Origin of the sequence: Streptomyces sp. 142MFCol3.1, assembly GCF_000424945.1 — a bacterium.
In the GTDB taxonomy this organism is placed as follows: Bacteria; Actinomycetota; Actinomycetes; order Streptomycetales; family Streptomycetaceae; genus Streptomyces; species Streptomyces siamensis.
The window spans coordinates 1-24,851 of the sequence record NZ_AUKV01000020.1 but is presented as its reverse complement, the minus strand read 5'-3'; the positions used below and the strand labels follow the sequence as shown (position 1 = coordinate 24,851).

25 protein-coding genes and 2 pseudogenes are annotated in these 24,851 nt (G+C 70.7%); 17 read left to right on the top strand and 10 right to left on the bottom strand.

All coding sequences use genetic code 11. The annotated features are described in order from the left end of the window. The first annotated feature begins 4 nt into the window (after positions 1-4). A complete protein-coding gene (fabI, locus tag H305_RS0127600) occupies positions 5-772 on the top strand; it encodes an enoyl-ACP reductase FabI (protein ID WP_028803288.1) in 768 nt (255 codons plus the stop codon). Positions 773-975: 203 nt separating this feature from the next. Further along, positions 976-1,359 (top strand): hypothetical protein, encoded by a 384-nt coding sequence (locus H305_RS0127595; RefSeq protein WP_028803287.1) that lies wholly within the window; start codon positions 976-978, stop codon positions 1,357-1,359. On the opposite strand, the gene H305_RS0127590 is transcribed toward H305_RS0127595, so the two are convergent. Further along, positions 1,334-2,029, bottom strand: coding sequence for a FadR/GntR family transcriptional regulator (locus tag H305_RS0127590; RefSeq protein WP_028803286.1), 696 nt, complete (start codon positions 2,027-2,029; stop codon positions 1,334-1,336). The two genes, H305_RS0127595 and H305_RS0127590, sit on opposite strands and share 26 nt — an antisense overlap. 111 nt (positions 2,030-2,140) lie before the next feature. Between H305_RS0127590 and H305_RS0127585 the strand changes: the two genes are divergently transcribed. The 4 genes from H305_RS0127585 to H305_RS0127570 all read left to right on the top strand — a co-directional run bounded on the left by H305_RS0127585 (position 2,141) and on the right by H305_RS0127570 (position 4,794). Next, positions 2,141-3,493: a CynX/NimT family MFS transporter gene (locus tag H305_RS0127585; protein WP_234021067.1), complete on the top strand. Its 1,353-nt coding sequence runs from the start codon at positions 2,141-2,143 to the stop codon at positions 3,491-3,493. A gap of 143 nt (positions 3,494-3,636) precedes the next feature. Further along, on the top strand, positions 3,637-3,753 hold the full coding sequence (locus tag H305_RS55825; RefSeq protein WP_095933372.1) for an SGM_5486 family transporter-associated protein: 117 nt from the start codon (positions 3,637-3,639) through the stop codon (positions 3,751-3,753). 193 nt (positions 3,754-3,946) lie between these two features. Then, positions 3,947-4,162: a hypothetical protein gene (locus H305_RS0127575; RefSeq protein ID WP_028803284.1), complete on the top strand. Its 216-nt coding sequence runs from the start codon at positions 3,947-3,949 to the stop codon at positions 4,160-4,162. 113 nt (positions 4,163-4,275) lie between these two features. Next, positions 4,276-4,794 carry a SixA phosphatase family protein gene (locus H305_RS0127570; protein WP_028803283.1) on the top strand — a complete coding sequence of 173 codons (519 nt, stop codon included), beginning with the start codon at positions 4,276-4,278 and terminating at the stop codon, positions 4,792-4,794. 71 nt (positions 4,795-4,865) lie between these two features. Here H305_RS0127570 and serB read toward each other — a convergent pair whose 3' ends face one another. Both serB and H305_RS0127560 read right to left on the bottom strand, forming a co-directional pair. Further along, positions 4,866-6,077: a phosphoserine phosphatase SerB gene (gene serB, locus H305_RS0127565; protein WP_028803282.1), complete on the bottom strand. Its 1,212-nt coding sequence runs from the start codon at positions 6,075-6,077 to the stop codon at positions 4,866-4,868. Positions 6,078-6,281: 204 nt separating this feature from the next. Then, positions 6,282-8,201 carry a streptophobe family protein gene (locus H305_RS0127560; protein ID WP_051371020.1) on the bottom strand — a complete coding sequence of 640 codons (1,920 nt, stop codon included), beginning with the start codon at positions 8,199-8,201 and terminating at the stop codon, positions 6,282-6,284. A 242-nt stretch (positions 8,202-8,443) separates the two neighbouring features. Here H305_RS0127560 and H305_RS0127555 point away from each other — a divergent pair, with 242 nt between their 5' ends. Next, positions 8,444-10,942, top strand: coding sequence for an FHA domain-containing protein (locus H305_RS0127555; protein ID WP_028803280.1), 2,499 nt, complete (start codon positions 8,444-8,446; stop codon positions 10,940-10,942). A gap of 112 nt (positions 10,943-11,054) precedes the next feature. Here the strand turns inward: H305_RS0127555 and H305_RS0127550 are convergent, their stop codons facing one another. The 3 genes from H305_RS0127550 to H305_RS0127540 all read right to left on the bottom strand — a co-directional run bounded on the left by H305_RS0127550 (position 11,055) and on the right by H305_RS0127540 (position 13,922). Next, positions 11,055-11,810: a transglycosylase SLT domain-containing protein gene (locus H305_RS0127550; RefSeq protein WP_028803279.1), complete on the bottom strand. Its 756-nt coding sequence runs from the start codon at positions 11,808-11,810 to the stop codon at positions 11,055-11,057. Positions 11,811-12,108: 298 nt separating this feature from the next. Further along, entirely contained in the window at positions 12,109-13,230 is a 1,122-nt protein-coding gene (locus H305_RS0127545; protein ID WP_051371018.1) for an S-adenosylmethionine:tRNA ribosyltransferase-isomerase, read from the bottom strand. After that, complete coding sequence (locus H305_RS0127540) at positions 13,227-13,922, bottom strand: SDR family NAD(P)-dependent oxidoreductase (RefSeq protein WP_028803277.1); 696 nt, start codon at positions 13,920-13,922, stop codon at positions 13,227-13,229. The genes H305_RS0127545 and H305_RS0127540 overlap by 4 nt, the downstream gene beginning before the upstream one ends. A gap of 188 nt (positions 13,923-14,110) precedes the next feature. Between H305_RS0127540 and H305_RS0127535 the strand changes: the two genes are divergently transcribed. The 4 genes from H305_RS0127535 (at position 14,111) to H305_RS0127520 (ending at position 16,810) form a co-directional block, all read left to right on the top strand. Continuing rightward, complete coding sequence (locus H305_RS0127535) at positions 14,111-15,289, top strand: GAF domain-containing sensor histidine kinase (protein WP_028803276.1); 1,179 nt, start codon at positions 14,111-14,113, stop codon at positions 15,287-15,289. Further along, positions 15,282-15,923 (top strand): response regulator, encoded by a 642-nt coding sequence (locus tag H305_RS0127530; protein WP_028803275.1) that lies wholly within the window; start codon positions 15,282-15,284, stop codon positions 15,921-15,923. The genes H305_RS0127535 and H305_RS0127530 overlap by 8 nt, the downstream gene beginning before the upstream one ends. A 206-nt stretch (positions 15,924-16,129) precedes the next feature. Continuing rightward, positions 16,130-16,375 (top strand): chaplin, encoded by a 246-nt coding sequence (locus H305_RS0127525; RefSeq protein WP_028803274.1) that lies wholly within the window; start codon positions 16,130-16,132, stop codon positions 16,373-16,375. Positions 16,376-16,570: 195 nt separating this feature from the next. After that, the gene (locus tag H305_RS0127520) at positions 16,571-16,810 is read left to right on the top strand and encodes a chaplin (RefSeq protein WP_028803273.1); all 240 of its coding nucleotides are present in this window, start codon (positions 16,571-16,573) and stop codon (positions 16,808-16,810) included. Positions 16,811-17,263: 453 nt separating this feature from the next. On the opposite strand, the gene H305_RS0127515 is transcribed toward H305_RS0127520, so the two are convergent. After that, positions 17,264-18,052 (bottom strand): hypothetical protein, encoded by a 789-nt coding sequence (locus H305_RS0127515; RefSeq protein ID WP_051371017.1) that lies wholly within the window; start codon positions 18,050-18,052, stop codon positions 17,264-17,266. A gap of 121 nt (positions 18,053-18,173) precedes the next feature. Between H305_RS0127515 and H305_RS0127510 the strand changes: the two genes are divergently transcribed. The 3 genes from H305_RS0127510 (at position 18,174) to H305_RS0127500 (ending at position 20,596) form a co-directional block, all read left to right on the top strand. Next, a complete protein-coding gene (locus tag H305_RS0127510) occupies positions 18,174-18,965 on the top strand; it encodes an ABC transporter ATP-binding protein (RefSeq protein WP_028803271.1) in 792 nt (263 codons plus the stop codon). Positions 18,966-19,070: 105 nt separating this feature from the next. Then, on the top strand, positions 19,071-19,505 hold the full coding sequence (locus tag H305_RS0127505) for an NfeD family protein (protein ID WP_028803270.1): 435 nt from the start codon (positions 19,071-19,073) through the stop codon (positions 19,503-19,505). A 131-nt stretch (positions 19,506-19,636) separates the two neighbouring features. Further along, positions 19,637-20,596, top strand: coding sequence for an SPFH domain-containing protein (locus H305_RS0127500; protein WP_028803269.1), 960 nt, complete (start codon positions 19,637-19,639; stop codon positions 20,594-20,596). 84 nt (positions 20,597-20,680) lie between these two features. Here H305_RS0127500 and H305_RS0127495 read toward each other — a convergent pair whose 3' ends face one another. From H305_RS0127495 to H305_RS0127485, 3 genes are all read right to left on the bottom strand, one after another. Further along, positions 20,681-21,187, bottom strand: a complete 507-nt coding sequence (locus H305_RS0127495) for an HNH endonuclease (RefSeq protein WP_028803268.1) — start codon at positions 21,185-21,187, stop codon at positions 20,681-20,683. A gap of 168 nt (positions 21,188-21,355) precedes the next feature. Continuing rightward, positions 21,356-21,889 carry a YbhB/YbcL family Raf kinase inhibitor-like protein gene (locus H305_RS0127490; protein WP_028803267.1) on the bottom strand — a complete coding sequence of 178 codons (534 nt, stop codon included), beginning with the start codon at positions 21,887-21,889 and terminating at the stop codon, positions 21,356-21,358. A 70-nt stretch (positions 21,890-21,959) separates the two neighbouring features. Continuing rightward, positions 21,960-22,745 (bottom strand): sporulation protein, encoded by a 786-nt coding sequence (locus H305_RS0127485; protein WP_028803266.1) that lies wholly within the window; start codon positions 22,743-22,745, stop codon positions 21,960-21,962. Between the two features lie 209 nt (positions 22,746-22,954). Between H305_RS0127485 and H305_RS0127480 the strand changes: the two are divergent. The 3 genes and pseudogenes from H305_RS0127480 to H305_RS51060 form a co-directional block, all read left to right on the top strand. Beyond that, positions 22,955-23,212 (top strand): annotated as a pseudogene (locus H305_RS0127480) (DNA-3-methyladenine glycosylase); the annotation flags it as partial. A gap of 14 nt (positions 23,213-23,226) precedes the next feature. Continuing rightward, positions 23,227-23,838: a DNA-3-methyladenine glycosylase gene (locus H305_RS0127475; protein ID WP_028803264.1), complete on the top strand. Its 612-nt coding sequence runs from the start codon at positions 23,227-23,229 to the stop codon at positions 23,836-23,838. Between the two features lie 80 nt (positions 23,839-23,918). Then, positions 23,919-24,245 (top strand): annotated as a pseudogene (locus H305_RS51060) (DNA-3-methyladenine glycosylase); the annotation flags it as partial. Between the last annotated feature and the right edge of the window lie 606 nt (positions 24,246-24,851).

Genomic DNA, 24,851 nt, shown 5'->3' with positions numbered 1-24,851 from the left:
CACCATGAGCGGAATTCTCGAGGGCAAGCGCGTCCTGATCACCGGTGTGCTGATGGAGTCCTCCATCGCCTTCCACACCGCCAAGCTGGCCCAGGAGCAGGGTGCCGAGATCATCCTGACCGCGTTCCCGCGGCCCACGCTCACCGAGCGCATCGCCAGGAAGCTCCCCAAGCCCACCAAGGTCATCGAGCTCGACGTCACCAACGAGGAGCACCTCGCCCGTCTCGCCGACGTCGTCGGCGAGGAGCTCGGCGGCCTCGACGGCGTCGTTCACTCCATCGGCTTCGCCCCGCAGGACGCACTCGGCGGCAACTTCCTCAACACGCCGTTCGAGTCGGTCGCCACCGCCATGCACGTCTCGGCGTTCTCCCTGAAGTCGCTGACCATGGCCTGCCTGCCGCTGATGCAGAACGGCGGAGCGGTCGTCGGCCTCACCTTCGACGCCCAGTACGCGTGGCCGCAGTACGACTGGATGGGCCCGGCCAAGGCCGCCCTGGAGGCCACCAACCGCTACCTCGCCCGGGACCTGGGCAAGCAGAACGTGCGCTCCAACCTCATCTCGGCGGGCCCGATCGGCTCCATGGCCGCCAAGTCCATCCCGGGCTTCAGCGAGCTCGCCGCCGTGTGGGACACCCGCGCGCCCCTGGAGTGGGACCTCAAGGACCCGGAGCCGGCCGGCCGCGGTGTCGTCGCGCTGCTGAGCGACTGGTTCCCGAAGACCACGGGCGAGATCATCCACGTCGACGGCGGTCTGCACGCGATCGGCGCCTGACACCTCGCGACGCGTCGCGACGGGACGCCGGTGAAGCCTCCCGGTGCGCTCCCGCGGACGCCCGCACCCGACGCCCCGTTCCCCGCAGCCGCGGGGGGCGGGGCGTCCCCCGTTCGGCCCAACAGACCGGGCGCCCGGGGTGGCCGGGCACGCACGATTGGAGTAGCACCGCCCCGCAGCCGTACGGCCGAGGAGGTCCCCTTGTGCGCCTGTCCCGCCGCTTTGCCCCGGTGTTCGCGGCTGTCGCTCTCGTGATGGCCGTGCCGTACGACGCGATACCCCACGCGCGCGTGGGACACGACGACGCCCAGAACCTCTCGGCCGACGACGGCCGGCCCGCCGATCCCGAACCGTTCGGCGCCGAGTGCCGCACCACCATCGACGGCTCGCACGCCGTCGCGTACTGCCACAACCCCTATGTGGACACGGACCGCGTCCGTCTGCACGTCGAGTGCGACCGCTGGTGGGACATCGACACCGACAGCGCCCCCGCCGACGCCGGTGCCGCGGCCACGGTGAAGCTCACCGGCCGGTGCTGGAAGGAGATCCGCTCCGTCTGGGTCAGTCACCAGAAGCAGCCGGGCTGAGTCTCCCGGGACGGCACAGGAACGGATAACCCGCGGCCTCCGTGGCCGCCGCCTCCGCGTCGCCCGTGCGGATCGCGTCGACGAGCCGCGTGTGGTCCATGTATGTCTCCGGCGTCAGCTCCTCGCCGACGTCCTCGCGCAGCCAGTCCCGGAGCACCTCGCCCAGGTCCGCGTACATCGCCCTCATGACGTCGTTGTGGGACGCGGCCACCACCGCCAGGTGGAAGGTCGCGTCCGCCGTCACGAACGCCTCCGTGTCGCCCGACTCCCACGCCTCCTCACGGCGCAGCAGCAGGGTGTCCAACTGCTTGAGATCGCGCTCGGTGCGCCGCTCGGCCGCCAGCTTCGCCGCGCTCGACTCCAGCGTGGAGCGCAGTTCGGCGATGTGCCGCGGGTCCGCGTCCGCGAAGCGGCGGTGCATCACTCCGGCCAGCTCGCTCGTCGCCACGACATAGGTGCCCGAGCCCTGACGGATGTCGAGCAGGCCGTTGTGGGCGAGGGCGCGGACGGCTTCGCGGACGGTGTTGCGGGCGACGCCCAGCTGCTCGACGAGCTCCGGCTCGGTGGGGATGCGTGAGCCGACCGGCCACTCGCCCGAGGTGATCTGCGTCCGCAGCTCGGCGATGACCTGCTCGGACAGGGCCGAACGGCGTGGGTGGCTCAGCGGCATGTCGGTCCTTCGTACGGGCCCGGTGCGTTCGGTCGCGCGGGGCCGGAGGTTTCGGAGATTAACGCAGACCGATTGGACAACCAATCATCCCATGATTCTATGATGGGCGGCATGGTGAGCGAGGAGACCCGGACGATGACGTCCACACCGATACGCAGCTCCGCAGGAAGCCGGGAACCCCGATCGCCCGCCACGCGCGTGTGGACGACGCGACTCGTGGTCGTCGGCATCGTCCTCACCGCGCTCAACCTGCGTCCGGCGATCACCAGCCTCGGCGCCCTCCTCGAAGAGGTGCGCGACGGCCTCGGCATGAGCGGCAGCCTCGCCGGGCTGCTCACCTCCGTACCGCCGCTCTGCTTCGCGGTCTTCGGTGTCATGGCGCCGCGGCTGGCCCGCCGCTTCGGGCCGGGCGCGGTCGTCTGCGCGGGCATGGCCGCCATCGCGGCGGGCCTGGCCATCCGCCCCTACGCGGGGAACACGGCCGGCTTCCTGGCCGCCAGCGCGCTCGCCCTCATGGGCATCGCCGTCAGCAACGTCCTGATGCCGGTCATCGTCAAGCGCTGGTTCCCGGACCGGGTCGGCTCCATGACCGGCCTGTACTCGATGGCCCTGGCGCTCGGCACCTCGGCCGCCGCGGCGGTGACGGTCCCCATGACCGATGTCCTGGGCGGCAGTTGGCAGTCCGGGCTGGCGGTCTGGGCGGGGCTCGCGGCGGCGGCCGTGCTGCCGTGGCTCCCGCTCGTGCGCGCACGGGACACGGAAGCCGGTGCCGGCCCCGCCCGGCGCACCGGCTCCCCGGTAGGTGCCGCGGGCGCGCGGCCGGACTCCGGGTCCGCCGCGGCGACGGGGTCCGAGCCGGACGGGCTGCGCATCACCCGCAGCCCTACGGCCTGGGCGCTCGCCGTCTTCTTCGGGCTCCAGGCCACCGCCGCCTACATCACGATGGGCTGGATGGCGCAGATCTTCCGCGACGCGGGCGTCTCGGCCGGCACCGCCGGACTGCTCCTCGCCGTCACGATGGTCATGGGCGTTCCGCTCGCCTTCGTCATCCCGCGCCTGGCCACGCGCCTGCCCCGCCAGGGGCCGATCGTGCTCGCCCTCGGCGTCTGCGGGCTCGCCGGGTACGCCGGGCTCTACTTCGCGCCGGCGGCCGGCGCCTGGGCCTGGGCGCTGCTCCTCGGCGTCTCCAACTGCGCGTTCCCCCTCGCGCTCACCATGGTCGGCATGCGGGCCAGGACCGCGGCGGGCGTCGCCAAGCTGTCGGCCTTCGCCCAGAGCACCGGTTACCTGCTCTCCATCCCGGGCCCGCTGCTCGTGGGCGTGCTCTACCAGCACAGCGGCGGCTGGGGCCTGCCGCTCGCCCTCATGGCCGCGCTGATGGTCCCGCAGATGGCGGTGGGCGCCCTGGCCGGCCGCGACCGCACGGTGGAGGACGAGGCGGCGGCGCCGGGCGCACAGGGCTGAGCCCGCGGCTCCCCGGCCGAGGCCGTGGCCCGCCGTGGGAGGAGGCCACGGCTCCGGGCGTGACGACCCGCGTGATGGCACCGGGGGCCGTCACGCCCGGACCCCCTCTCCGAGGTCCGGACGAAGGGTGCGAGACTGGCCGTATGCCTGCGCTCGACCCGAACCCCCAGAACGGCCAGAAGAAGCTCCTGCTCGTCTTTGGAGCGATGCTGGCCATCACCGTGATCATCGGAATCATCGCGTCGATCGCCTCGCCGTGACCCGAGGCCCCCTCGGCCACCCGGGCCACGCGCCCCACCGCGGTGGTGGGGCTAACCCCCCTGTCCCCTAGGGGGTGAGTGTCAGGGTCAAGTGGGTGGATCACCGGATGGGTTGAGCGCCCCCGAGTCCGTAGTTTCGAGATGTGGCCGCGAGGACGCCGGTCACGGACCACTCGAAGACCACGGAGGCGGCATGTCGGCCCGAACGCACACCCGGCCCCACCCGGCGACCCCGGGCCGCGTCGAGATCCGTCTGCCCTGGTGGGCCCTGGCCCTGCCCACGCTCGCCTTCGTCACCCTGCTGCTCCTGATCCTCAATCCCGCCGACGCGCACGCCGCGGGCGGCGACCCGGCGATCACCCACGTCTTCGAGCAGGTCCAGCAGACAGTGCTGCACCGGGCGCCCTGAGTCACCGCCCGTCCGGCCCGGCCCCGCGCCGTCCGGGGGACCTCATCACCCCTGGCGGGTGAGCACGTCAACTCCCAGCGCCCCGTGGCGTGTTTCATGCGAAGCTGGAACGCATGAGCGTCGCAGAACCCCGCAGGATCATCCTCTTCCGGCATGCGAAAGCCGACTGGCCGCAGGTGTCCGACCACGAGCGGCCGCTCGCTGACCGGGGCCGCATGGACGCGGCCGTCGCCGGGCGCAAGCTGGCCGACACCGGCATCACCTTCGACCTGGCCCTCTGCTCCACCGCGATCCGGACCCGCGACACCTGGAAGCTCGCGGTCCACGAACTCGCGCACCGGCCGAAAACAGTCTATGAGGAGCGGCTCTACGAAGCCTCGCCCGGCGAGCTGATCGCCGTGCTCAACGAAACCCCCGACGACGCGCGCCAGGTGGTCCTCGTCGGTCACAACCCCGGGGTGCACGGCCTCGCCGAGATCCTGGCCGGCCAGGCCGAGGGCGACGCCCGCACCCGGATGAACAGCAGAGGATTCCCAGCCGCCGCCTTCGCGGTGCTCACCTTCGACGGCTCCTGGAAGACCCTGGAGCCCGGCGCGGCCACCCTCGTCGACTACTGGGCGCCGACGGAGTGACCCACCCCTCCTCGTGACGAAGGGGGTCCGGCACCCTGTGCCGGACCCCCTTCGTCATATCACCGGGCGGGTCAGTGGTCGTCCGTGTGCATGTCCGCCGCCTCGACCTCTTCGCGGGTGACGCCCAGCAGATAGAGGACCGTGTCGAGGAACGGGAAGTTCACCGCCGTGTGCGCGGCCTCACGCACCACCGGCTTCGCGTTGAACGCGACGCCGAGCCCGGCCGCATTGAGCATGTCCAGGTCGTTGGCGCCGTCACCGATCGCCACGGTCTGCGCGAGCGGGACCCCCGCCTCGGCGGCGAACCGGCGCAGCAGCCGCGCCTTGCCCGCCCGGTCCACGATCTCGCCGGTGACCTTGCCGGTCAGCTTCCCGTCGACGATCTCCAGGGTGTTGGCCTGCGCGAAGTCGAGGCCCAGCCGCTCCTTCAGGTCGTCCGTGACCTGGGTGAACCCGCCCGACACCACGCCGACTTGGAAACCGAGCCGCTTCAGCGTACGGATGAGGGTGCGCGCGCCCGGCGTCAGCCGCACCTCCTCGCGCACCTTTTCCACCACGGAGGCGTCGAGCCCCTTGAGCAGGGCCACACGCGCGTGCAGCGACTGCTCGAAGTCCAGCTCCCCGCGCATCGCCGCCGCAGTCACCTCGGCGACCTCGGCCTCGCAGCCCGCGTGCGCCGCGAAGAGCTCGATCACCTCGTCCTGGATGAGCGTCGAGTCCACGTCCATGACGACCAGACGCTGGGCCCTGCGGTGCAGTCCGGCCGCGACGACCGCGATGTCGACACCGAGCGCCGCCGCCTCCGTCACCAGCGCGGTGCGCAGCGCCTCGGTCTCCGTACCGGACACGGCGAATTCGACGGCCGTCACGGGGTACTTGGCGAGCCGGAAGATGCGGTCGATGTTGCCGCCACACTTCGTGATCCGCGCGGCGATCGCGGCGGTCGACTCCGCGGTCAGCGGATGCCCGAGCACCGTGACGAGCGAACGCCCGAGCCCACGGGGCCGGTTGTCGCCGTGACCGGAGATGATCTCCGCCTGCATCTTCATCGACTCCGCCCAGCTGTGGACGGTGGCCCGCAGATCACCTTCGAGCCCGACGTGCGGCTCGGTCACGAGCGCGCACAGCACGATCCGGCCACGGGTGACGACCTGCTCGATGTCGACCACGTCGACGGAGTAGGCGGCGAGGGTGTCGAAGAGTCCGGCGGTGATGCCCGGCCGGTCCTTGCCGAAAATCTTGACGAGGAGAGTGGGGACGTCGGAGGTCTGCGAAGCGCTCATGGTGTATCCACCGTATCCGGCACCGAGTGCCTTCCGCCTTCCCGGTCCGCCTGGCGGACGGGGAACACTGGATGTCACCTGAGTGGCGCGCGCATGACCGCCCGCCGACACCGTGCTCCCCTCTCCCGCGCAAGGCCCCCGCCCCCGGCGAGAACGGGGCCGTGCCGGCCGCCGGCACGTCCGCCTGCCCGCGGGGTGCGTGTGTCAGCGTCCTCCGCGGGGCCGGCGCGGAGGGGGCGTCCCCTCGTCCGGGGGCGGCGGCGGGGGCGGCGGCGGCGCCCCGCCCAGCCCCTGCCCGCCCGACCGGGGCCGACGCGGGGGCGGCGCCCCGATGGGCCCGACCACCGTCGGCGCACCGTACACGTCTCCGGGTGCCGGTCCGCTTCCCGGCGACCGTGTGCCCTCGGAGGGCGGTCCGCCGCCCCGCGGTCCGGCTCCCCGTGAGGTCTGTCCGCCGTCCCTGGGTCCGGCGCCCCGCGAGCGCTGCCCGTCGCGTCCCGGTGCCGTGCCCGGCGCGGGCCCCCGCTCCCTCGCGCCGCCCGGCCTCCGCAACTCCTCCGGCAGCTGAAGATAGGGGTTCGTGTCCGGGTTCGGCGGCCGGTAGGAGGCCTGCGGGCGGTACGGCCCGGACTCCCCGGCCGGCACGGCGTACTCGGCCGCGGCCACCGGGTGACCCCCGAAGTCACCCAGTGCCAAAGGCCCGGCCCGTCGTCCCGCGGCGCCGCTCGCGTACGCCAGCAGCGCCCCGGCCGCGCCCGCGCCCGCGCCCCACGCGGCGCCGAGCAGCAGCGCGATGCCCAGGCGTCCGTGCAACTCGATCCCCGCGCCGAAGGCGTCGAAGCCGAGCACCGACAGCGAGGCGTCCGCGGACACCTCCGTCAGCCATGCCATCAGGGGCAGCGCGGCCGCGGTCACCACCGCGAGCGGAAGAGCGCAGCGCCCTGCGAAGGAGAGCGCACCCCCGCCCCGTACGTCTGCGGCAGCCGTGCCTCCCGCGTCGGCGGCACCCGGCTCCCGTACAAAAGGCGTACGCGTCGCCGTCAGGACGCCCGCGAACAGCATCATGAGGGCGGTCGCCACACCCAGCAGCCACACACGTCCGTCGAGTTCGGCGAGACGGCCCAGCGTGACGGGCCGGCCGGAGTCGACACTGAGCAACCGGTCCAGCGGGTCGGGCAGCAGCTTGGCGAGTTCGCCCGTGGCCCTGCCGTCCCACGGGACGAAGAGGCCGACGGGCACGCCGAGCCACACGCCGTTGGGCGCACCGAGCAGGGCGGCCCCGGCGATCCGCTTGGGGTGGTCGTCGCCGATCGCCGCGTACGCCGCCGCGGCGAGCCCTGCCAGGACGGCGACCAGCAGCACCGTGACGAGCGCGGAGGCGGCCGGCCGCACCACGCGGTGCACGGCCTCCCAGCCGCGCGGCAGCGGTGTGCGCCGCGAGGCCAGCAGGGCGATCACCAGGACCCCGGCCGCCCACGCCGCGCCGCCCAGCAGCGTGGGCCCCGTGTCAACGGTGAACCCCACGGCCGCCTTCGCGTCGACCAGGTCGCCGATCTTGTCGGGGAGCAGTCCGCCCAGGTCGCCCAGCCCGCCGGGGAGTTTGTCCGTGATGTCGCCGAGTCCGCCCCCGCCCGCGACCCGGTCGAGCCCGAGCTTGCTCCCGTCGATCGTGACGACGTCATGACCGGCCCAGGCGAGACCGCCCAACGCGGCGACGAAGAGCACCACCACCGAGGCCACGCGCGCGAGGAGTTCGGACGGAGCGATCACAACTTGCGCCCCGCGCAAGGACCTCAGGAAGAACCAGGCCAGCAGCAGCGCACCGACCAGGGCCACACCCAGCGGTGTGATCTCGATCGCGGTGTGTGCCTCCGCTCCCTTCAGACCGAAGGCCGACACGTCGCCCGACGGCTTGACCGCGCCGTTCGCCCCAAGTGCCACCACCGCCGCCGTCATCGGCCCCAGCGAGCCCGCCGAGTCCGCCCCGAGCAGATGCAGACCGAGCGCGGCCGTACCGGCCATGCCGATCAACGCCCAGCTCACGGAGGCGATCGCGGACAGTGCCACGTCTCCCCACGGCACGCCCCTGGTGCCTGCCTCGTGGTCCGCGGTCCCGATGCTCATCGTCAGACCCCCCCGATCCGCGCCGCGGCGATGCACCGCGGATGTCCCCCTCGCGTGGGATTACCACTCTCCGGGCCGGTTTCAACCCCGTCAACGGAAACGGGCAACCCGCCCGTACTCATCCTTCACAAGGCCCGACTTTCGGTCAGGGGGCTCCTACTGAAATAGTTCCCCACGATGTTCGACATCCCTAGACTCCCTGTGATGGGGGTAACTCGGGGGACAACTCAGTGGGGCATGGAGTGCCGGAACTCGTACTGGAATTGAATGGACGGACCTGGACGCTCGATGCGTCCAGGCCACACACCCTCGGACGCGATCCGCAGGGAGACATCGTGCTCGACGACGCCAGGGTGTCCTGGCGTCACGCCACGATCAGCTGGGGCGGCCGCAGTTGGGTCATCGAGGACCACGGCAGCACCAACGGCACATTCGTGCAGGGCCAGCGGATCCACCAGATGGAGATCGGCCCGGGCTCGGCCGTGCACCTCGGCAACGCGACCGACGGGCCGCGCCTGAACGTATCGGGTGCCGCCGCCCCGGTCGCGCAGCCCCAGCAGCAGCCGTACGCCGCGCAGGGCGCGAGCCCCGGCTGGGCTCAGCAGCCGCAGCAGCAGGCACCCGACCAGGGCTGGCAGCAGTCGCAGCAGTCGGCACCGAGCGTGCCGCAGCAGCAGGGATCCGGTGGAGCCGCGGGGGCGCCGCCGGTCTACGGCGACCGCAGCCCGACGACCTTCCACCAGTTCTCGCTCGGCCGCGTGATGCGCATCGGCCGTGCGCTGGAGAACGAGCTGGTCGTCTCCGACCTCCAGGTCTCGCGCCACCACGCCGAGTTCCACGCGACGCCCGACGGCCGCTTCGAGATCCGTGACCTCGGCTCGCACAACGGCACGTACGTCAACGGTATGCCGATCGCCAAGGGCGGTTCGGCGCTGCTCGGCCCGAACGACATCGTCGGCGTCGGCCACTCGACGTTCCGCCTCGTCGGCGACCGCCTCGAGGAGTTCGTCGACACCGGTGAGGTCTCCTTCTCGGCCCGCCACCTGACCGTGACGGTCGACGGCGGCAAGCAGATCCTCAAGGACGTCTCCTTCGGCGTGCCGGAGAAGTCGCTCATCGCGGTCATCGGCCCGTCCGGTTCCGGCAAGTCGACGCTGCTGAAGGCGCTCACCGGCTACCGCCCCGCCAACCAGGGCGACGTCCTCTACGACAACCGGAACCTGTACAAGCAGTTCGCCGAGCTGCGGCAGCGCATCGGTCTGGTCCCGCAGGACGACATCCTGCACAAGGAACTGACCGTCAAGAAGGCCCTCAAGTACGCGGCCAAGCTGCGCTTCCCCGCCGACACCACGGCCGAGGAGCGCGAGGCCCGCATAGACGAGGTGCTGCGCGAGCTGAAGCTGGACATCCACAAGGAGAAGAAGGTCACCTCCCTCTCCGGTGGCCAGCGCAAGCGTGTCTCGGTGGCCCTGGAGCTGCTCACCAAGCCGTCGCTGATCTTCCTGGACGAGCCGACCTCCGGCCTCGACCCGGGCATGGACCGTGACGTCATGCAGCTGCTGCGCGGCCTCGCCGACGACGGCCGTACGGTCCTCGTCGTCACGCACTCGGTGGCCGAGCTGGCGATCTGCGACAAGCTCCTCGTCATGGCGCCCGGCGGCTCCGTGGCCTACTTCGGGCCGCCGGAGGAGGCGCTGAACTTCTTCGGCTACGACACCTGGGCCGATGTGTTCTCCGCCTTCGAGAACTACCGCGACTACGACTGGGCGGGCCGCTGGAAGGGCTCGCAGCACTACCAGATGTACGCCGCGGACATCGACGCGGTCGCCCCGCAGTCGACGCAGATGCCGCCGCCGCAGGCGATGAAGCCGCCGAAGCCGCAGAGCTGGGGCTCCCAGCTGATGACGCTGATCCGCCGCTATGTCTCGGTGATCGCCTCCGACAAGGGCTTCCTGGCGCTGACGGTGATCCTGCCGGCGGTGCTGGGCGCGGTGAGCCTGCTCATCGACTCGGACAAGACGCTGCTGGTCAACCCGATCATCACGAAGGGGGGGTTCCACGTCGCCAACGGCACGGCCACGACGGTGCTCCTCATCCTCGCGGTCGGCGCGTGCTTCGCCGGTGCCGCCAACTCCGTCCGCGAACTGATCAAGGAGCGGGTGATCTACGAGCGGGAGCGCGCGACGGGTCTGTCACGTTCCGCGTATCTCATGTCCAAGGTCATCGTCCTCGGCGTGATCACCATGCTGCAGGGCGCCTTGATCGGCGCCATCGGCTTCGGCAGCCGCACGGTCCCGAAAGAGGGCCTGATCCTGACGAGCCTGCCCAAGGTCGAGCTCACCATCCCGATCATGGCCCTCGGTTTCGCGTCGATGATGTTCGGCCTGGTGATCTCCTCGCTGGTGAAGACCGCCGAGAAGACCATGCCGCTGCTGGTCATGTTCGCGATCGTCCAGGTCGTCTTCACCGGCTGCCTGTTCATCCTGAACGGCACCCCCGGTGTCAACCAGTTCTCGTACCTGATGCCGGCCCGCTGGGCTGTCGCCGCCTCCGGTACCACGCTGGACTTCAACAACATCTTCCCGAACCAGGACGACCCGAGCAGCACGGACCCGCTGTGGGACCACACGGCCGGGGCCTGGACCCTGGACATGGTCGCCCTGATCGTCCTCGGCGTGCTCTGCGGCTTCTTCGTGGCCCGCTTCCTGCGCCGCCACGAGCCCGAGGTCATGCGCAAGTAGTCGCGCGGACCGGCCGCCCGCAGTCGCGCGGACCGGCCGGGACGGGCGAAGGGCGGCACCCCGACCGGGGTGCCGCCCTTCGGCGTCAGTGTGGGAGCTCCGCGCCAAGCCCTCAGTAGGCGCTGTTGACGTTGTCCATCGAGCCGTACTTGTCGGCCGCGTAGTTGGCGGCGGCGGTGATGTTGGCGATCGGGTCGTAGATGTTCCACGAGGTGCCGGGCACGTGGTACGCGTTGAAGGTCGGCTGGATGACCTGCAGCAGACCCTTCGACGGGATGCCGTTGATCGCGTTGATGTCCCAGCCGTTGATGGCGTTCGGGTTGCCCGACGACTCCCGCATGATGTTGCGGTACAGGCCGTTGTAGGAGCCCGGGATACCGTGCTTGGCCATGATCGAGAGGGACTTGCGGATCCAGCCGTCGAGGTTGTTGGTGTAGGTCTTCGCGGCGACCGTCTCGACGTGGACCACGGTGCGCGGCGCGGAGCGGCCGGCGGCCAGCGTCGTCACACGGGATTCCGCGGCCTGCTGCTTCGCGAGTGCCTCGGCCTCGGCCTTCTGCGCGGCCTTGTCGGCGGCGGCCTTCTTCGAGGCGTCGGCGGCCTTCTGCTTCGCGGCGATGTCCTGGGTCTTCAGGTCCGCGGCGGCCAGCTGGTCGGTGATGCGGGCCTTGACGTCCTTGATCTGCGTCTCGCTGTAGGCGACCGGGGCCGCGTCGACGGCGGCGTCGGTCGTGCTGGTCCCCGAGTGACCCGGTGCCAGCGAGAACGCGAGGGCAGCGGCGCCGAGGGTGGCGACACCTGCGATCGAGAGCTTGCGGACCTTGGTCAGCTTCGGACTATGTCCAGGAGTGGTGATGTTCTTGGGCATGGCTGATGGACCTCTTCGAATAGCGCGGAGGTCGCTCGGGGCCCGGTGGGGGACAAATCGTTTCCGGAACGAACACCGTGGGGCGAAACCCTCGGTGTTGAGCGACGGAGGCAATTCTTAGCGGTCGCAAAATCCCATGGCAAAGGTGTGACGTACGAAGCCGGGTAGTGGAACGGGAACGGGCAAATCGGGACAGACTGGCACGTCTGTCCCGCTCACCGCGTCCTGTTTATCTCCTATGTTCCCTCGTACGTGATGTGTGCCCTATGTGCGGGCTCACACCGGTCCCTCCCCCATGTCACCAACAGTTGCCGGAGCAATGCCGAGAGCGAGGGCTCTCCTCGGGGAGGATGAGGTGGACGTCCCCGAACTCGTGCCAGAGGTACAGCCCGCGCAGCGCCTCGTCGTAGCTGGTGTCGATCGCAGCGCGGCCCGCGATCGCCTCCAGCATCAGAAGATGCGAGGCCTCGGGCTCGTGCAGCCCGGTCAGCAGCCCGTCGACGACCCGCACCCCGCGCTCCGGGGTCACCACCAGATCGGTCCAGCCCTTCGCCGCCCGCACCACCCCGTCGGTGCCGGTCGCGGACTCGACGGCACGCACCGCGGTCGTACCGATCGCGATGATCCGGCCTCCGCCGGCCTTCGCCGCGTTGATCAGCCGGGCCGACGCCGCCGGCACCTCGTACCTCTCCGGATACGGCGGCTCATGGGACTCCGCCGACGCCACCCCCGTATGCAGCGTGATCGGCGCGAACTGAACACCCCGGCTCACCAGCTCCGCCACCAGCCGAGAGGTGAAGGGCCGCGCCGCGCTCGGCATCTCCGCACTGCCCGCGCCGTCGGCGGACGGCAGCGCGAACACCGTCTGGTACACGGACAGCGGCTGGTCCCTGTCCGTGTAGGAGTAACGGATGGGCCGGCCGTGCCGCCGCAGCAGCCCCAGGACGTCGGCCTCCGACACCCGCCCCCACCACAGCCGCGGGCTCCGCGAGGCCAGCGGCTCCTCCAGGACGAGCCGTACGTCGCCGGGCAGACACACCTCTGTACCCGCAGGCCCGCCCGCCCGTGCGCGCGTAGTACCAGCACCGTCCGGATCCCGCAGCTCGACGGCCCACCGCCCGTCGTCCCCGCGCGTGGAGAAGTGGACGACCACGCGCGCGTCCCCCACCCGCCCGTCCACCGCCGCCGACAAAGTGGCGGAAGTGTTGACCACGAGCAGGTCACCCGCCTTCAGCTCCCGCGGCAGCTCCACGAACTCGTGATGCGACACCTCCGTACCGCGCGACACCAGCAGCCGCACCGAGTCCCGGTCCAGGCCCGGGCCGCGCTGCTCGGCCGGCACCCGGGCCGACAACTCCTCCGGAACCTTCCCCCATTCTCGGCTGCCCCCGAACGGGGGGACCCCCATCGCCGTCGTCATCGCTCCTCCAGGAGGGCCGGAGCGGAGTAGCGCCCACTGGCCGGCCGTTCGTCGATCAGTCGCAGAAGGGCAGGAACCACGCTGTCCGGTGCCGGCCGTGGATCGTCGTCCTCCGGTACGGCCGCGGCGTACAGGTCCGTACCCATGTCCCCGGGGTCGACGGCCCAGACCCGAAGACCGGGCTCCTCCTCGCCGAGGACCGCCGACAGATGGTCGAGTGCCGCCTTGGACGCGCCGTAGCCGCCCCACGTCTCGTACGCCTCGACGGCGGCGTCCGAGCTGATGTCGACGACCGTGCCCGCCTCCGCGGCCCGGAGCAGCGGCAGCGCCTCCTGGACCAGGCCCAGCGCGGCCACCACATTGACCTCCAGCGCCTGCCGCAGCCCGTCCAGCGTCAGGTCCTCCAGACGCACCAGCGGCTCGGCGCCGAGCGCGCTCGCGTTGTTCACCACCAGATCGACGCCTCCGAGCTTGCGGGCCGCCGCCACCAGCTCCGCGCGGTGCCCCGCGTCCGTGACGTCCCCGGGCAGAGCCTCGACACGGGTCCCGTACGCGGACAGTGCCACCGCGGTCTCCTCCAGAACCCCGGCCGTCCTGGCGTCGAGCACCAGGTCCCAGCCGCGCTCCGCCAGGGCCGCACCGAGCGCCCGCCCCAGCCCCTTCGAAGCCCCCGTGATGATCGCTACCGGCATGACAACAGTCCCCTCATCCCTTGACCGCCTCTCCCGGCGGGTGTCTTCAAGGTAGGGACCGGGCCCGCCCCGGCGCCTCGTGCGCGGGCCGCAATGATCCGGGTTCCTTCGTCCTAGGCCCCTGGGCCTAGGCGGGGGCCACCACAGGTCCGATACGCGCCGTCGCACCCCGCCGGTACCTTGAGGTCATGAGCCAAGGACCCCGTTCCGGCCTGTCCGCGGTGAGTTCCGCGCTGCTGGCCATGAGCAGGCACCTCGAGGTGCGCGACGTCCTCAAGACGATCGTCGCCTCGGCCCGTGAGCTGCTCGACGCGCAGTACGCGGCGCTCGGCGTGCCCGACGACCACGGCGGCTTCGCCCAGTTCGTCGTCGACGGCGTCAGCGACGCACAGTGGAAGGCCATCGGCCCGCTCCCGCGCCAGCACGGCATCCTCGCCGCCATGCTGCACGAGGCCCGCCCGGAACGACTCGCCGACGTCCGCAAGGACCCCCGCTTCGAGGGCTGGCCCAGCGCCCACCCGAACATGTCCGACTTCCTGGGCCTGCCCATCCGCGACGGGGACGAGGTCATCGGCGCGCTGTTCCTCGCCAACAAGGTGCGACCCTCCGCGGGCCGCGGACAGGACGTCCCGGCCCCCAGGGCGGGCGGCGGCTGCGGATTCACCGAGAACGACGAGGAACTGCTCACGATCCTCGCCCAGCACGCGGCGATCGCCCTGACCAACGCCCGGCTGTACGAGCGCAGCCGCGAGCTCACCATCGCCGAGGAGCGGTCCCGGCTCGCCCATGAACTGCACGACGCGGTCAGCCAGAAGCTGTTCTCCCTGCGCCTCACCGCGCAGGCGGCGGCCGCACTCGTCGACCGCGACCCGTCACGCGCCAAGGGCGAACTCCAGCAGGTGGCCGCGCTCGCCGCGGAGGCGGCGGACGAACTGCGCGCCGCCGTGGTCGAGTTGCGCCCCACCGCACTCGACGAGGACGGCCTGGTCGCCACCCTGCGCAATCAGATCCAGGTCCTCGACCGCGCCCACTCGGCGCGGGTCGGCTTCTCCAGCCGCGGGGTCCGGGCGCTGCCCGCGGCCCAGGAGGAGGCCCTGCTGCGCGTCGCCCAGGAGGCCCTGCACAACGCGCTGCGGCACTCCGGCGCAGCCCGGGTCGACGTCACCCTGGAGAAGCACGGCCCGGGGGCCGTCCTGCGCGTCACGGACGACGGCAGCGGCTTCGAACCCGCCGCGACACGCAGCGCCGGCCGCCACCTCGGACTGGTGTCGATGCGCGACCGGGCGAGCGGGGTCGGCGGCAACCTCACCGTGGAATCGGCGCCCGGAAAGGGCACCACGATCGAGATGGAGGTCCCTGGTGGCTGACGCAATCAAGGTGCTGCTCGTCGACGACCACCAAGTGGTCCGCCGCGGTCTGCGCACCTTCCTCGAAGTACAGGACGACATCGAGGTCGTGGGAGAGGCCTCCGACGGTGCCGAAGGGGTGGAGCGTGCCGAGGAGTTGAAACCCGACGTCGTCCTCATGGACGTCAAGATGCCCGGCACGGACGGCATCGACGCGCTGCGCCGGCTCCGCGAACTCGCCAACCCGGCACGCGTGCTGATCGTCACCAGCTTCACCGAGCAGCGCACCGTCGTGCCCGCCCTGCGCGCCGGAGCCGCCGGATATGTGTACAAGGACGTGGACCCGGACGCCCTGGCCGGCGCCATCCGCTCCGTGCACGCCGGACACATCCTGCTGCAACCCGAGGTCGCGGGCGCCCTGTTGTCCCAGGACGAGGCCAACTCAAACCAGGGGAGAGGCGGTTCGCTCACCGAGCGGGAGCGTGAAGTACTCGCCCTGATCGCGGACGGCCGCTCCAACCGGGAGATCGCCCGCGCCCTCGTCCTGTCCGAGAAGACGGTGAAGACCCATGTCTCGAACATCCTGATGAAACTCGACCTCGCCGACCGGACCCAGGCCGCGCTCTGGGCCGTGCGGCACGGCGTCGGGGGCTGAGGGCGGTGCCGGTCACCAGGGAGAGAGCGCTCCGGCGCACCTTCCTGGAAGGTCGGCGCCCGGCAATTCGGAGGGTTCCGCTCCGGGATGAGATTCATACCGTCGTGTGTATGTCCCCCGAATGGCGCATCCTCCGTGGTCCTCCGCCGTTCTCCAGTGCGTGCCGCGGCGACCTGCCGCGGTGATCGCTAGGAGGGGTTGAAGAAGTGAAGAACCTGAAGAAGGCCACGGCAGTCGCGATGGTGGCCGGCGGCCTGGTCGCCGCGGGAGCCGGCATGGCCTCCGCCACCGACGGCGCGTGGGCGGGCGGCACGGCCGCGGGCTCCCCGGGTGTCGTCTCGGGCAACCTCGTCCAGGTCCCGGTGCACGTGCCGGTGAACGCGGTCGGCAACACGGTGAACGTCATCGGCGCCCTGAACCCGGCCTTCGGCAACCTCGGCATCAACCACTGAGGTCCGCACCGGCCCGTTCGTGACCACCGGCCTTCCAGGGATCTCTGGGAGGCCGGTCAGGTTGTCGACTGATCAGCCGACTGGCCCGATCGGGCCTTTCGGCGCGGCATCCCGTGCCGCGGCGGGCCTCCTCGCGTTGCTCAGCGTACGACCCTCGGCCGGGTCGGATAAGCGAACGCAGGAGGAACGTTTTTTATGAAGATCGCCAAGAAGGCAGCCCTGGCCCTCACCATCGCCGGGATCGCCGCGGGCGCCTCGGCCGGTGCCGCCGTCGCCGACTCGGGTGCCGAAGGCGCTGCCTCGCAGTCCCCGGGCGTCGCCTCGGGCAACACCGTGCAGGTCCCGGTCCACGTCCCCGTGAACGTGTCCGGCGACAGCGTGAACGTCATCGGTCTCCTGAACCCGGCCTTCGGCAACCAGGCCGTCAACGACTGATCCGTACGGTCGCCAAGGGCCCCGCGCCGGAAGCGTGCGGGGCCCTTCGCGTACCCAGGAGCGCCCGCCCCGTGGGTCAGGAACGCCCGCCCCGTGGGCCGGGAGCGCCGGCCCGGCGTCCCGCGGGCCCGTGAGCGCACCCGCGCGCCGCGCAGGCTCCCGTCCCGCGCTCCGTGAGCGCACCCGCGCGGCGCAGGCTCCTTCCGTGTCCCCGGGTCCCTTCGCGCGGGGAGCGACTCGGGGTCCGGCCGCCTCCTGCGCAGCGCGGTCCGCCCGGATGCAGGCCGGTCCGCCCGGACCCCGCACGACCCCCGGGCCGACTGCCGGCCCCGGCGCCTTCGGCCCGGGCCCGCTCACCGCCCCCGCACCGCTCCGGTTCGGTCCCGCTCACCGAGCCCCCGGTGTCTCCCGCTCACCCCGGCGGGCGGACTCCCCGTCCCGCCCTCAGGACGTTCACCGAGCTCCCCGCTCCCGCTCCTCCACGAAGGCGTTGTACGCGGCCACCTGTGCCCGTCGGGCCGTCCGCTCCACCGGGCGCAGCGCGAGGGAGCGTGCGCCGATCTCCGAGGCGCTCACCGCTCCGCCGTGGCCGTTCTCGTAGGCGACGGAGATCAGCAGTCCCACCCGCTGGGCGAGCTCGAGTACGCGTACGGCGCGCGGCGGATAACCGGGAGCGAGCACCTCGCCACCACGCTCGGCACGCGCCCGGTACGCGTCGATCGCCGCCTCCGCGACCGGCCCCGATCCGGCCACGTCCAGGCGCGACAACACCTGGGTCGCCTCGCGCAGCGCCTCCGCCAGCTCCCGCTCCGCCTCACTGAGGGACGGCACGTCGGCGGGCGGCGCCTCCCGCACGGCGAGACAGTGCCAGAGGACCTCGACGTGCACATCGCCCTCGGGCCCGGCCTCGTACACCTCGGGCACGAGCCCGAGCGCCGCGCCGTGACAGACGACGGCCTCCTCGGCGTCGAGGGCGCGCGCGTTGAACTCCGGCGGACCGCTCAGGCCGAGCGGATGGCCCGGCGCCGGCAGCGCGACCCGCAGTCCCGTCACGCCGAGCACGCGGAGCCGTCCGAGGGCGAGCGTCAGGCCCACGGGCCCGGGCTCGCCGGGCAGCCCCTCGACCCGGTGCACGGCGTCCTCCCCGACGACGGCCAGCACCGCGTCGTCCGGTGACACAAGTCCGGCCAAAAGGGCATTTCCCCATGCGGCCAGTCGTCCTGAGCGTGGTTCCGAGAGCATGCCTCCACCCTAAGGACCGACCGATGGATTGGAGCGGCCGACCGGTGGCGTAGGTTTTCCCTGGGGGCTGCGTCGACAGACGTCAGCGACGGCCGAGACTGCAATGGGAGACAACGCGCTCATGAGCGATGTACTGGAGCTGGAGGACGTGTCCGTGGTCCGCGAGGGCCGGGCTCTGGTGGACCAGGTCTCCTGGTCGGTCAAGGAGGGCGAGCGCTGGGTCATCCTCGGCCCCAACGGCGCCGGAAAGACGACCCTCCTGAACGTCGCCTCCAGCTACCTCTTCCCCAGCCAGGGCACCGCCACCATCCTCGGCGAGACCCTCGGGAAGGTCGACGTCTTCGAACTGCGCCCGCGCATCGGCGTGGCCGGCATCGCCATGGCGGAGAAGCTCCCCAAGCGCCAGACCGTCCTGCAGACCGTGCTGACCGCCGCCTACGGCATGACCGCCGGCTGGCACGAGGACTACGAGGACGTCGACGAGCAGCGCGCCCGCGCCTTCCTCGACCGGCTCGGCATGAGCGACTACCTCGACCGCAGGTTCGGCACGCTCTCCGAGGGCGAGCGCAAGCGCACCCTGATCGCCCGCGCCCTGATGACCGACCCCGAACTGCTGCTGCTCGACGAGCCCGCCGCGGGCCTCGACCTGGGCGGGCGTGAGGACCTCGTACGCCGCCTCGGCCGCCTCGCCCGCGACCCGGTCGCCCCCTCCATGATCATGGTCACCCACCACGTCGAGGAGATCGCGCCCGGCTTCACCCACGTCCTGATGATCCGTCAGGGCAAGGTCCTCGCCGCCGGCCCGCTGGAGCTCGAACTCACCTCGCGCAACCTCTCGCTCTGCTTCGGCCTCCCGCTCGTCGTCGAGCAGGTCGGCGAGCGCTGGACGGCGCAGGGCCTCCCGATGGCCTGAGCACCCGACCCGGCCACCCGAGCACCCGGACGCACCTCTGGGGCCACGCGTCCCAGTTGATCGTGCGCCCTGTCCGCCGAGGGCACGCGGTCCTACCATGACCGTGTGAACGACATCAACGCATGGGTGTGGTGGCTGGTCGCCGCGGCCGGACTCGGCATCCCGCTCGTCGTGACCGCGATGCCGGAGTTCGGCATGCTCGCCGTGGGCGCCGTCGCCGCCGCGGCCACGTCCGGCCTCGGCGGCGGTGTCGTCCCCCAGGTCCTCGTCTTCGCCGTCGTCTCGGTCGCCCTCATCGCCGTGGTGCGGCCCATCGCGGCCCGGCACCGCGCCCAGCAGCCTCAACTGGCCACGGGCGTGGAAGCGTTGAAGGGGAAACAGGCCGTCGTCATGGAGCGGATCGACGGCTCCGGCGGCGGCAGGATCAAGCTCGCCGGGGAGATCTGGTCCGCACGCGCCCTCGACGCCGGACAGTCCTACGAGGTAGGCCAGGAAGTGGACGTCGTGGACATCGAAGGAGCTACGGCGATCATCATGTGACCTCGTACGACGCAAGTGAACCGAACGCCCCACGTGGCAGACGGAGGTCTGTCAGACTCGTCCAGCAAGATCTTCAACAACCATAAGATCTTTCGGAATCACCGAGGCGGAGAAGGGTACGGGGAGCAACGATGGAACCGATCATCATCGTCCTGATCATTCTGGTGGTGCTGGTCTTCATCGCCCTGATCAAGACCATCCAGGTCATCCCACAGGCGAGCGCCGCCATCGTCGAGCGCTTCGGCCGCTACACACGCACACTGAACGCCGGCCTGAACATCGTGGTCCCGTTCATCGACTCCATCCGCAACCGCATCGACCTGCGCGAACAGGTCGTGCCGTTCCCCCCGCAGCCGGTGATCACCCAGGACAACCTGGTCGTCAACATCGACACCGTCATCTACTACCAGGTCACCGACGCCCGCGCCGCGACGTACGAGGTCGCCAGCTACATCCAGGCGATCGAGCAGCTCACCGTCACCACGTTGCGCAACATCATCGGCGGCATGGACCTGGAGCGCACGCTGACCTCCCGCGAGGAGATCAACGCGGCCCTGCGCGGCGTCCTCGACGAGGCCACCGGCAAGTGGGGCATCCGCGTCAACCGCGTCGAGCTCAAGGCCATCGAGCCGCCCACCTCCATCCAGGACTCGATGGAGAAGCAGATGCGCGCCGACCGTGACAAGCGCGCCGCGATCCTCACCGCCGAAGGCATCCGGCAGTCCCAGATCCTCACCGCGGAAGGTGAGAAGCAGTCCGCGATCCTGCGAGCGGAAGGTGAGGCCAAGGCCGCCGCACTGCGCGCCGAGGGCGAAGCCCAGGCCGTCCGGACGGTCTTCGAGGCGATCCACGCCGGAGACCCGGACCAGAAGCTCCTCTCCTACCAGTACCTCCAGATGCTCCCGAAGATCGCCGAAGGCGACGCCAACAAGCTCTGGATCGTGCCGAGCGAGATCGGCGACGCCCTCAAGGGACTCAGCGGCGCCATGGGCAACTTCGGCGCCATGGGCGGCGGCTCGGGCAACGGCGGCACGCCGGGCGGCTCCGGCGGTGGCACGGAGCGCCGCGAGAAGCCGTCGATCACCGACTGACCTCTCCGCATACGGCGATGGGGCCCGCCTCCACGAGGGAGGCGGGCCCCATCGCCGTATGGGCCACGGATCGCGCCGCGCGGATCAGGCGGCCGGCTGCACCAGCCACTGAGGAAGCGCGTCGAAGTCGTCCTGCCCGAGCGCCAGCAGCATCGCGTCCGCAGGCGTCGGCTCGAACGGCTGCCGCAGCAGCGGCATGCCCGCCTGCTCCGGCGTACGGTCCGCCTTGCGGTGATTGTCCATCGCACACGAGGCGACCGTGTTCAGCCAGGAGTCCTGGCCACCCTGCGCCCGCGGCACCACGTGGTCCACGGTCGTCGCCCGGTGCCCGCAGTACGCGCACCTGTGCCGGTCCCGCACCAGCACACCCCGCCTCGACCACGGGGCTTGTCTTCGGAAGGGCACCCGGACGTAGCGGCAGAGCCTGATCACCCGGGGCACGGGTATGTCCAGGTCGGCTCCGCGCATGCGCAGCTCGGGGTGGGCCTGCTCGACGACCGCCTTGTCCTGCAGCACCAGAACGACGGCTCGGTTCAACGTCACCGTCGACAGCGGCTCAAAGCTCGCGTTGAGTACCAGCGTGTCCCGCATCCAGCCCACCTCCTGTGCGCACCGGCCCACCCCCTGGCGGGCTGGATCAACTCTGGCCGGGCACGCCGAGATGGACAACGCAATAAAAAATGCCCGCCCCTGATCACTTCCAAGACCAGAGGCGGGCAAACGTTCAATGAACGTCAGTCTTCGACACCGCGAGGTGCCTCACGCGGGAGCCGCGTACTCACCGATCAGCTGGGCGCGCCCCAGCGTGTGGAACCGCAGATTGAAGCCCACCACGGCAGGCGACACGTCCGAGTCGGGACCGAGCTTCTCCTGATCGACGGCGTACACCGTGAACACATACCGGTGAGCCGGGTCCCCGGACGGCGGCGCCGCACCACCGAAGTCCTTCGAGCCGTAGTCGTTGCGCACGTGCACCGCGCCCTCCGGCAGGCCCTCGAACTTGCCGGTACCCGCGCCCGTGGGCAGCTCGGTGACCGACACCGGGATGTCGAACAGGACCCAGTGCCAGAATCCGCTCCCCGTCGGCGCGTCCGGGTCGTAGCAGGTCACGGCGAAACTCTTGGTCTCCGGCGGGAAACCCTCCCAGCGCAGCTGCGGAGAGGTGTTCCCCGCCGCGTAGACCTGAGCGTCCTTGAGCGTCGCACCCTGCTCGACGTCCTCGCTCGTGACCGTGAACGCCGGCACGGGCGGATGGAAGTCGTGGGGAAGCGGCGGCCGCTTGAGCTCGGTCACCTCGGTACCTCCTGATCGGTTCCTGGTTGGTTGCCGGGCGGTTCCAGAAGCGGAATCTCCCGACCCGAGCCTAGAACCAGCTGCGCTTGCTGCCGACCTCCGACAGCCACTGGTTCAGGTAGGCGGCCCAGTCCGTGCTCTGGTAGTCGTGCAGCCCCACCTGGAAGGAGCGGAACGAGTCGCTGCCCTCGCTGAAGAGGCCCGGCTTCTTGTCCATCTCCAGCACGACGTCCATCGCGTGCTCGTCCGCGACGAAGCTCAACTCCACCTGGTTCAGGCCGCGGTACTGCGACGGCGGGTAGAACTCGACCTCCTGGTAGAAGGGCAGCTTCTGCCGCGTCCCCCGGATGTGACCGCGCTCCATGTCCGCGTTCTTGAAACGGAAGCCCAGCTGGAGGAACGCGTCCAGGATCGCCTTCTGCGCCGGCAGCGGGTGCACGTTGATCGGGTCCAGGTCGCCCGAGTCGATGGCGCGCGCGATCTCCAGCTCCGTCACCACCCCGATGTTCATCCCGCGCAGGCTCTGCCCGTCGATCATGGTGACCGGCGTCTCCCACGGGATCTCCAGACCGAACGGCACCGCGTGCACCGCGCCGGCCTGGAGCTCGAAGGCGCCGCCGAGGCGTACCTTCGTGAAGACGACGTCCTGCTTGTACTCCTGGTCGTCGTGGCCCTCGACCTCGACCCGGGCCTGCAGACCCACGGACAGGCCCTCGATGGACTGGTTCACCGACCCGCCCTGGATCCGCACCTCGCCCTGGACCACGCCGCCCGGGATGGTGTTCACCTCCGTCAGCACCGTCTCGACCGAAGCGCCACCGGCACCCATGCTCGCGAGCAGCCGCTTGAACCCCATGTCACTACCTCCCCAGGCAACGCCTGTTCCGTCCTGATGTCCGTCTGGATTCCTTGATCCCTACAAACGCGATCCAGCCGCGGCCGGTTCCGTGCCCACACCTTTCCAAGGAGGAGAGCACCTGACCACCCCGTCGACGAGCATCCGCCCGTACCGGCCCAGGGCTGCTCCCGGCTCCCGTCCCGGTTCCTGGACTACGCTCGTACGCCATGATCGTGGCCCCTGACCGTACGCCTCTCACACGCGACTTCCTCGGCCGCCCCGTACCGGACGTCGCCGCCGACCTCCTGGGGCGCATCCTCCTGCGCTCCACCCCGGACGGCCCGATCGAGCTCCGCGTCACTGAGGCGGAGGCGTACGACGGCCCGAACGACCCCGGCTCACACGCCTGCCGCGCCCGCACGGCCCCCAACGGAGTGATGTTCGGTCCGCCCGGCACTGTGTACGTCCACTTCACCTGTGGCATGTCGAGGCGGTCAGCATGAACGTCATGGATCTTGCTCACCCAGCTGAAGAAGTCGCCCCCAGACTGCTCGGCGCCATCCTCACCCACGAGACCCCCGAGGGAACCGTGAGCATCACCATCACGGAGACCGAGGCGTACTCCGGTTCGGCCGACCCTGCCTCCCACGCCTACCGAGGCAGGACACCCCGAAACGCCGTCATGTTCGGACCCGCGGGACATCTGTACGTCTACCGGTCCCACGGACTCCACTGGTGCGCCAACATCGTCACCGGGGCGGACGGCATCGCCACGGCCGTCCTCATCCGGGCAGGCAGGGTCATCGAAGGGGAAGACCTGGCCCGCGAGCGGCGAGGGGCCAAGGTCGAGAGTCCACGGCTCGCGCGGGGCCCGGGGAACTTCTGCCAAGCGCTCGGCATCACTGCGGAGCACAACGGCGCAGACCTACTGACAGGCGCCTCGGTCGCGCTGTCCGAGGGCGAGCCAGTACCCGCCGCACTCATCCGGGCCGGTCCTCGGGTAGGCGTGAGCAAAGCCCACGACTGGCAGCACCGCTTCTACCTCGCCGGCGATCCAACGGTCTCGGCGTACCGACTGAGCCCGAGAGCCAAGCCGTCCGCCGGAGCCTGAGCCGCTGTGCGCCTTGCTCGCGGCTCGCCGGTGAGTCGGCGCGGCGCTGGGTCCGAGGACGCGACGCGGAAGACTCCTTCTCCGCCGGCGAGATCACCGAGGACGTCGACCTGGCTCGCAAACGTCGAATCTCGGCCCGCAATGACAAGGAACTGGCCAAAGGGCCGGCGCGCCTCGCCACAGCTCCCGGGGTGGACCGTGCGCTCGACGGCACCCACGCCTGCGGTCCCGAAGGCTGCCCGCTGAGCCTGTGCGCGGGCACACTCGTCCACTCCGACCAGGTACGGAACGGTCCCCGCGCCGGTGTGGCCGGCGACGGCGGCGTCCACCCTTGGCGCTTCCGGATCGCCAAGGGCCCTACGGTGAGCCCTTGTCGGGCCCGTACGCCCCGTCGGCGTTCAACTTGACGCGTCCCTGGGGGATCCGTAATGTAGCCCGAGCCGCTTGAACCGGGTACGGCGTTCAGCCAGCAGCCGGAAGCGGCCAACCCACTACCTACGACTTCCCCTCAGCGGGGGCGAATTCGGCGTGCCTGCATGCCTGAATTCGAACTCGCGCAACTCGATTATGAGTGGACCGCGGGAATCGGTTAACGTAGTGAATGTTGAAAGGCTGCGGGGCGAAAGCCCTCGATGACCTGAAGACAACCCCGCCGACAGGGAATCGGACGCGAAAGAGTCTGATAGAGTCGGGTCCGCCGGAAAGGGAAACGCGAAAGCGAGAACCTGGAAAGCGCCGAGGAAATCGGATCGGAAAGATCTGATAGAGTCGGAAACGCAAGACCGAAGGGAAGCGCCCGGAGGAAAGCCTGAGAGAGTCTCTCGGGTGAGTACAAAGGAAGTGTCCGTTCCTTGAGAACTCAACAGCGTGCCAAAAATCAACGCCAGATATGTTGATACCCCGTCCATCGGAAACTTCCGGTGGCGAGGTTCCTTTGAAAAAGTCCTGCCGGGCAGTGTTCGGCAGGCGCACAGCGAGGACGCTGTGAACCGTCCGATTATTCCTCGGACGGT

Coding starts and splice junctions, on each gene's coding strand:
- H305_RS0127475 (WP_028803264.1), top strand. CDS start 23,227: ATGAACGTCATGGATCTTGCTCACCCAGCTGAAGAAGTCGCCCCCAGA.
- H305_RS0127560 (WP_051371020.1), bottom strand. CDS start 8,201: ATGAGCATCGGGACCGCGGACCACGAGGCAGGCACCAGGGGCGTGCCG.
- H305_RS0127585 (WP_234021067.1), top strand. CDS start 2,141: ATGGTGAGCGAGGAGACCCGGACGATGACGTCCACACCGATACGCAGC.
- H305_RS0127575 (WP_028803284.1), top strand. CDS start 3,947: ATGTCGGCCCGAACGCACACCCGGCCCCACCCGGCGACCCCGGGCCGC.
- H305_RS0127535 (WP_028803276.1), top strand. CDS start 14,111: ATGAGCCAAGGACCCCGTTCCGGCCTGTCCGCGGTGAGTTCCGCGCTG.
- serB (WP_028803282.1), bottom strand. CDS start 6,077: ATGAGCGCTTCGCAGACCTCCGACGTCCCCACTCTCCTCGTCAAGATT.
- H305_RS0127510 (WP_028803271.1), top strand. CDS start 18,174: ATGAGCGATGTACTGGAGCTGGAGGACGTGTCCGTGGTCCGCGAGGGC.
- H305_RS0127485 (WP_028803266.1), bottom strand. CDS start 22,745: ATGGGGTTCAAGCGGCTGCTCGCGAGCATGGGTGCCGGTGGCGCTTCG.
- H305_RS0127550 (WP_028803279.1), bottom strand. CDS start 11,810: ATGCCCAAGAACATCACCACTCCTGGACATAGTCCGAAGCTGACCAAG.
- H305_RS0127590 (WP_028803286.1), bottom strand. CDS start 2,029: ATGCCGCTGAGCCACCCACGCCGTTCGGCCCTGTCCGAGCAGGTCATC.
- H305_RS0127540 (WP_028803277.1), bottom strand. CDS start 13,922: ATGCCGGTAGCGATCATCACGGGGGCTTCGAAGGGGCTGGGGCGGGCG.
- H305_RS0127570 (WP_028803283.1), top strand. CDS start 4,276: ATGAGCGTCGCAGAACCCCGCAGGATCATCCTCTTCCGGCATGCGAAA.
- H305_RS0127515 (WP_051371017.1), bottom strand. CDS start 18,052: ATGCTCTCGGAACCACGCTCAGGACGACTGGCCGCATGGGGAAATGCC.
- H305_RS0127500 (WP_028803269.1), top strand. CDS start 19,637: ATGGAACCGATCATCATCGTCCTGATCATTCTGGTGGTGCTGGTCTTC.
- H305_RS0127520 (WP_028803273.1), top strand. CDS start 16,571: ATGAAGATCGCCAAGAAGGCAGCCCTGGCCCTCACCATCGCCGGGATC.
- H305_RS0127495 (WP_028803268.1), bottom strand. CDS start 21,187: ATGCGGGACACGCTGGTACTCAACGCGAGCTTTGAGCCGCTGTCGACG.
- H305_RS0127545 (WP_051371018.1), bottom strand. CDS start 13,230: ATGACGACGGCGATGGGGGTCCCCCCGTTCGGGGGCAGCCGAGAATGG.
- H305_RS55825 (WP_095933372.1), top strand. CDS start 3,637: ATGCCTGCGCTCGACCCGAACCCCCAGAACGGCCAGAAGAAGCTCCTG.
- fabI (WP_028803288.1), top strand. CDS start 5: ATGAGCGGAATTCTCGAGGGCAAGCGCGTCCTGATCACCGGTGTGCTG.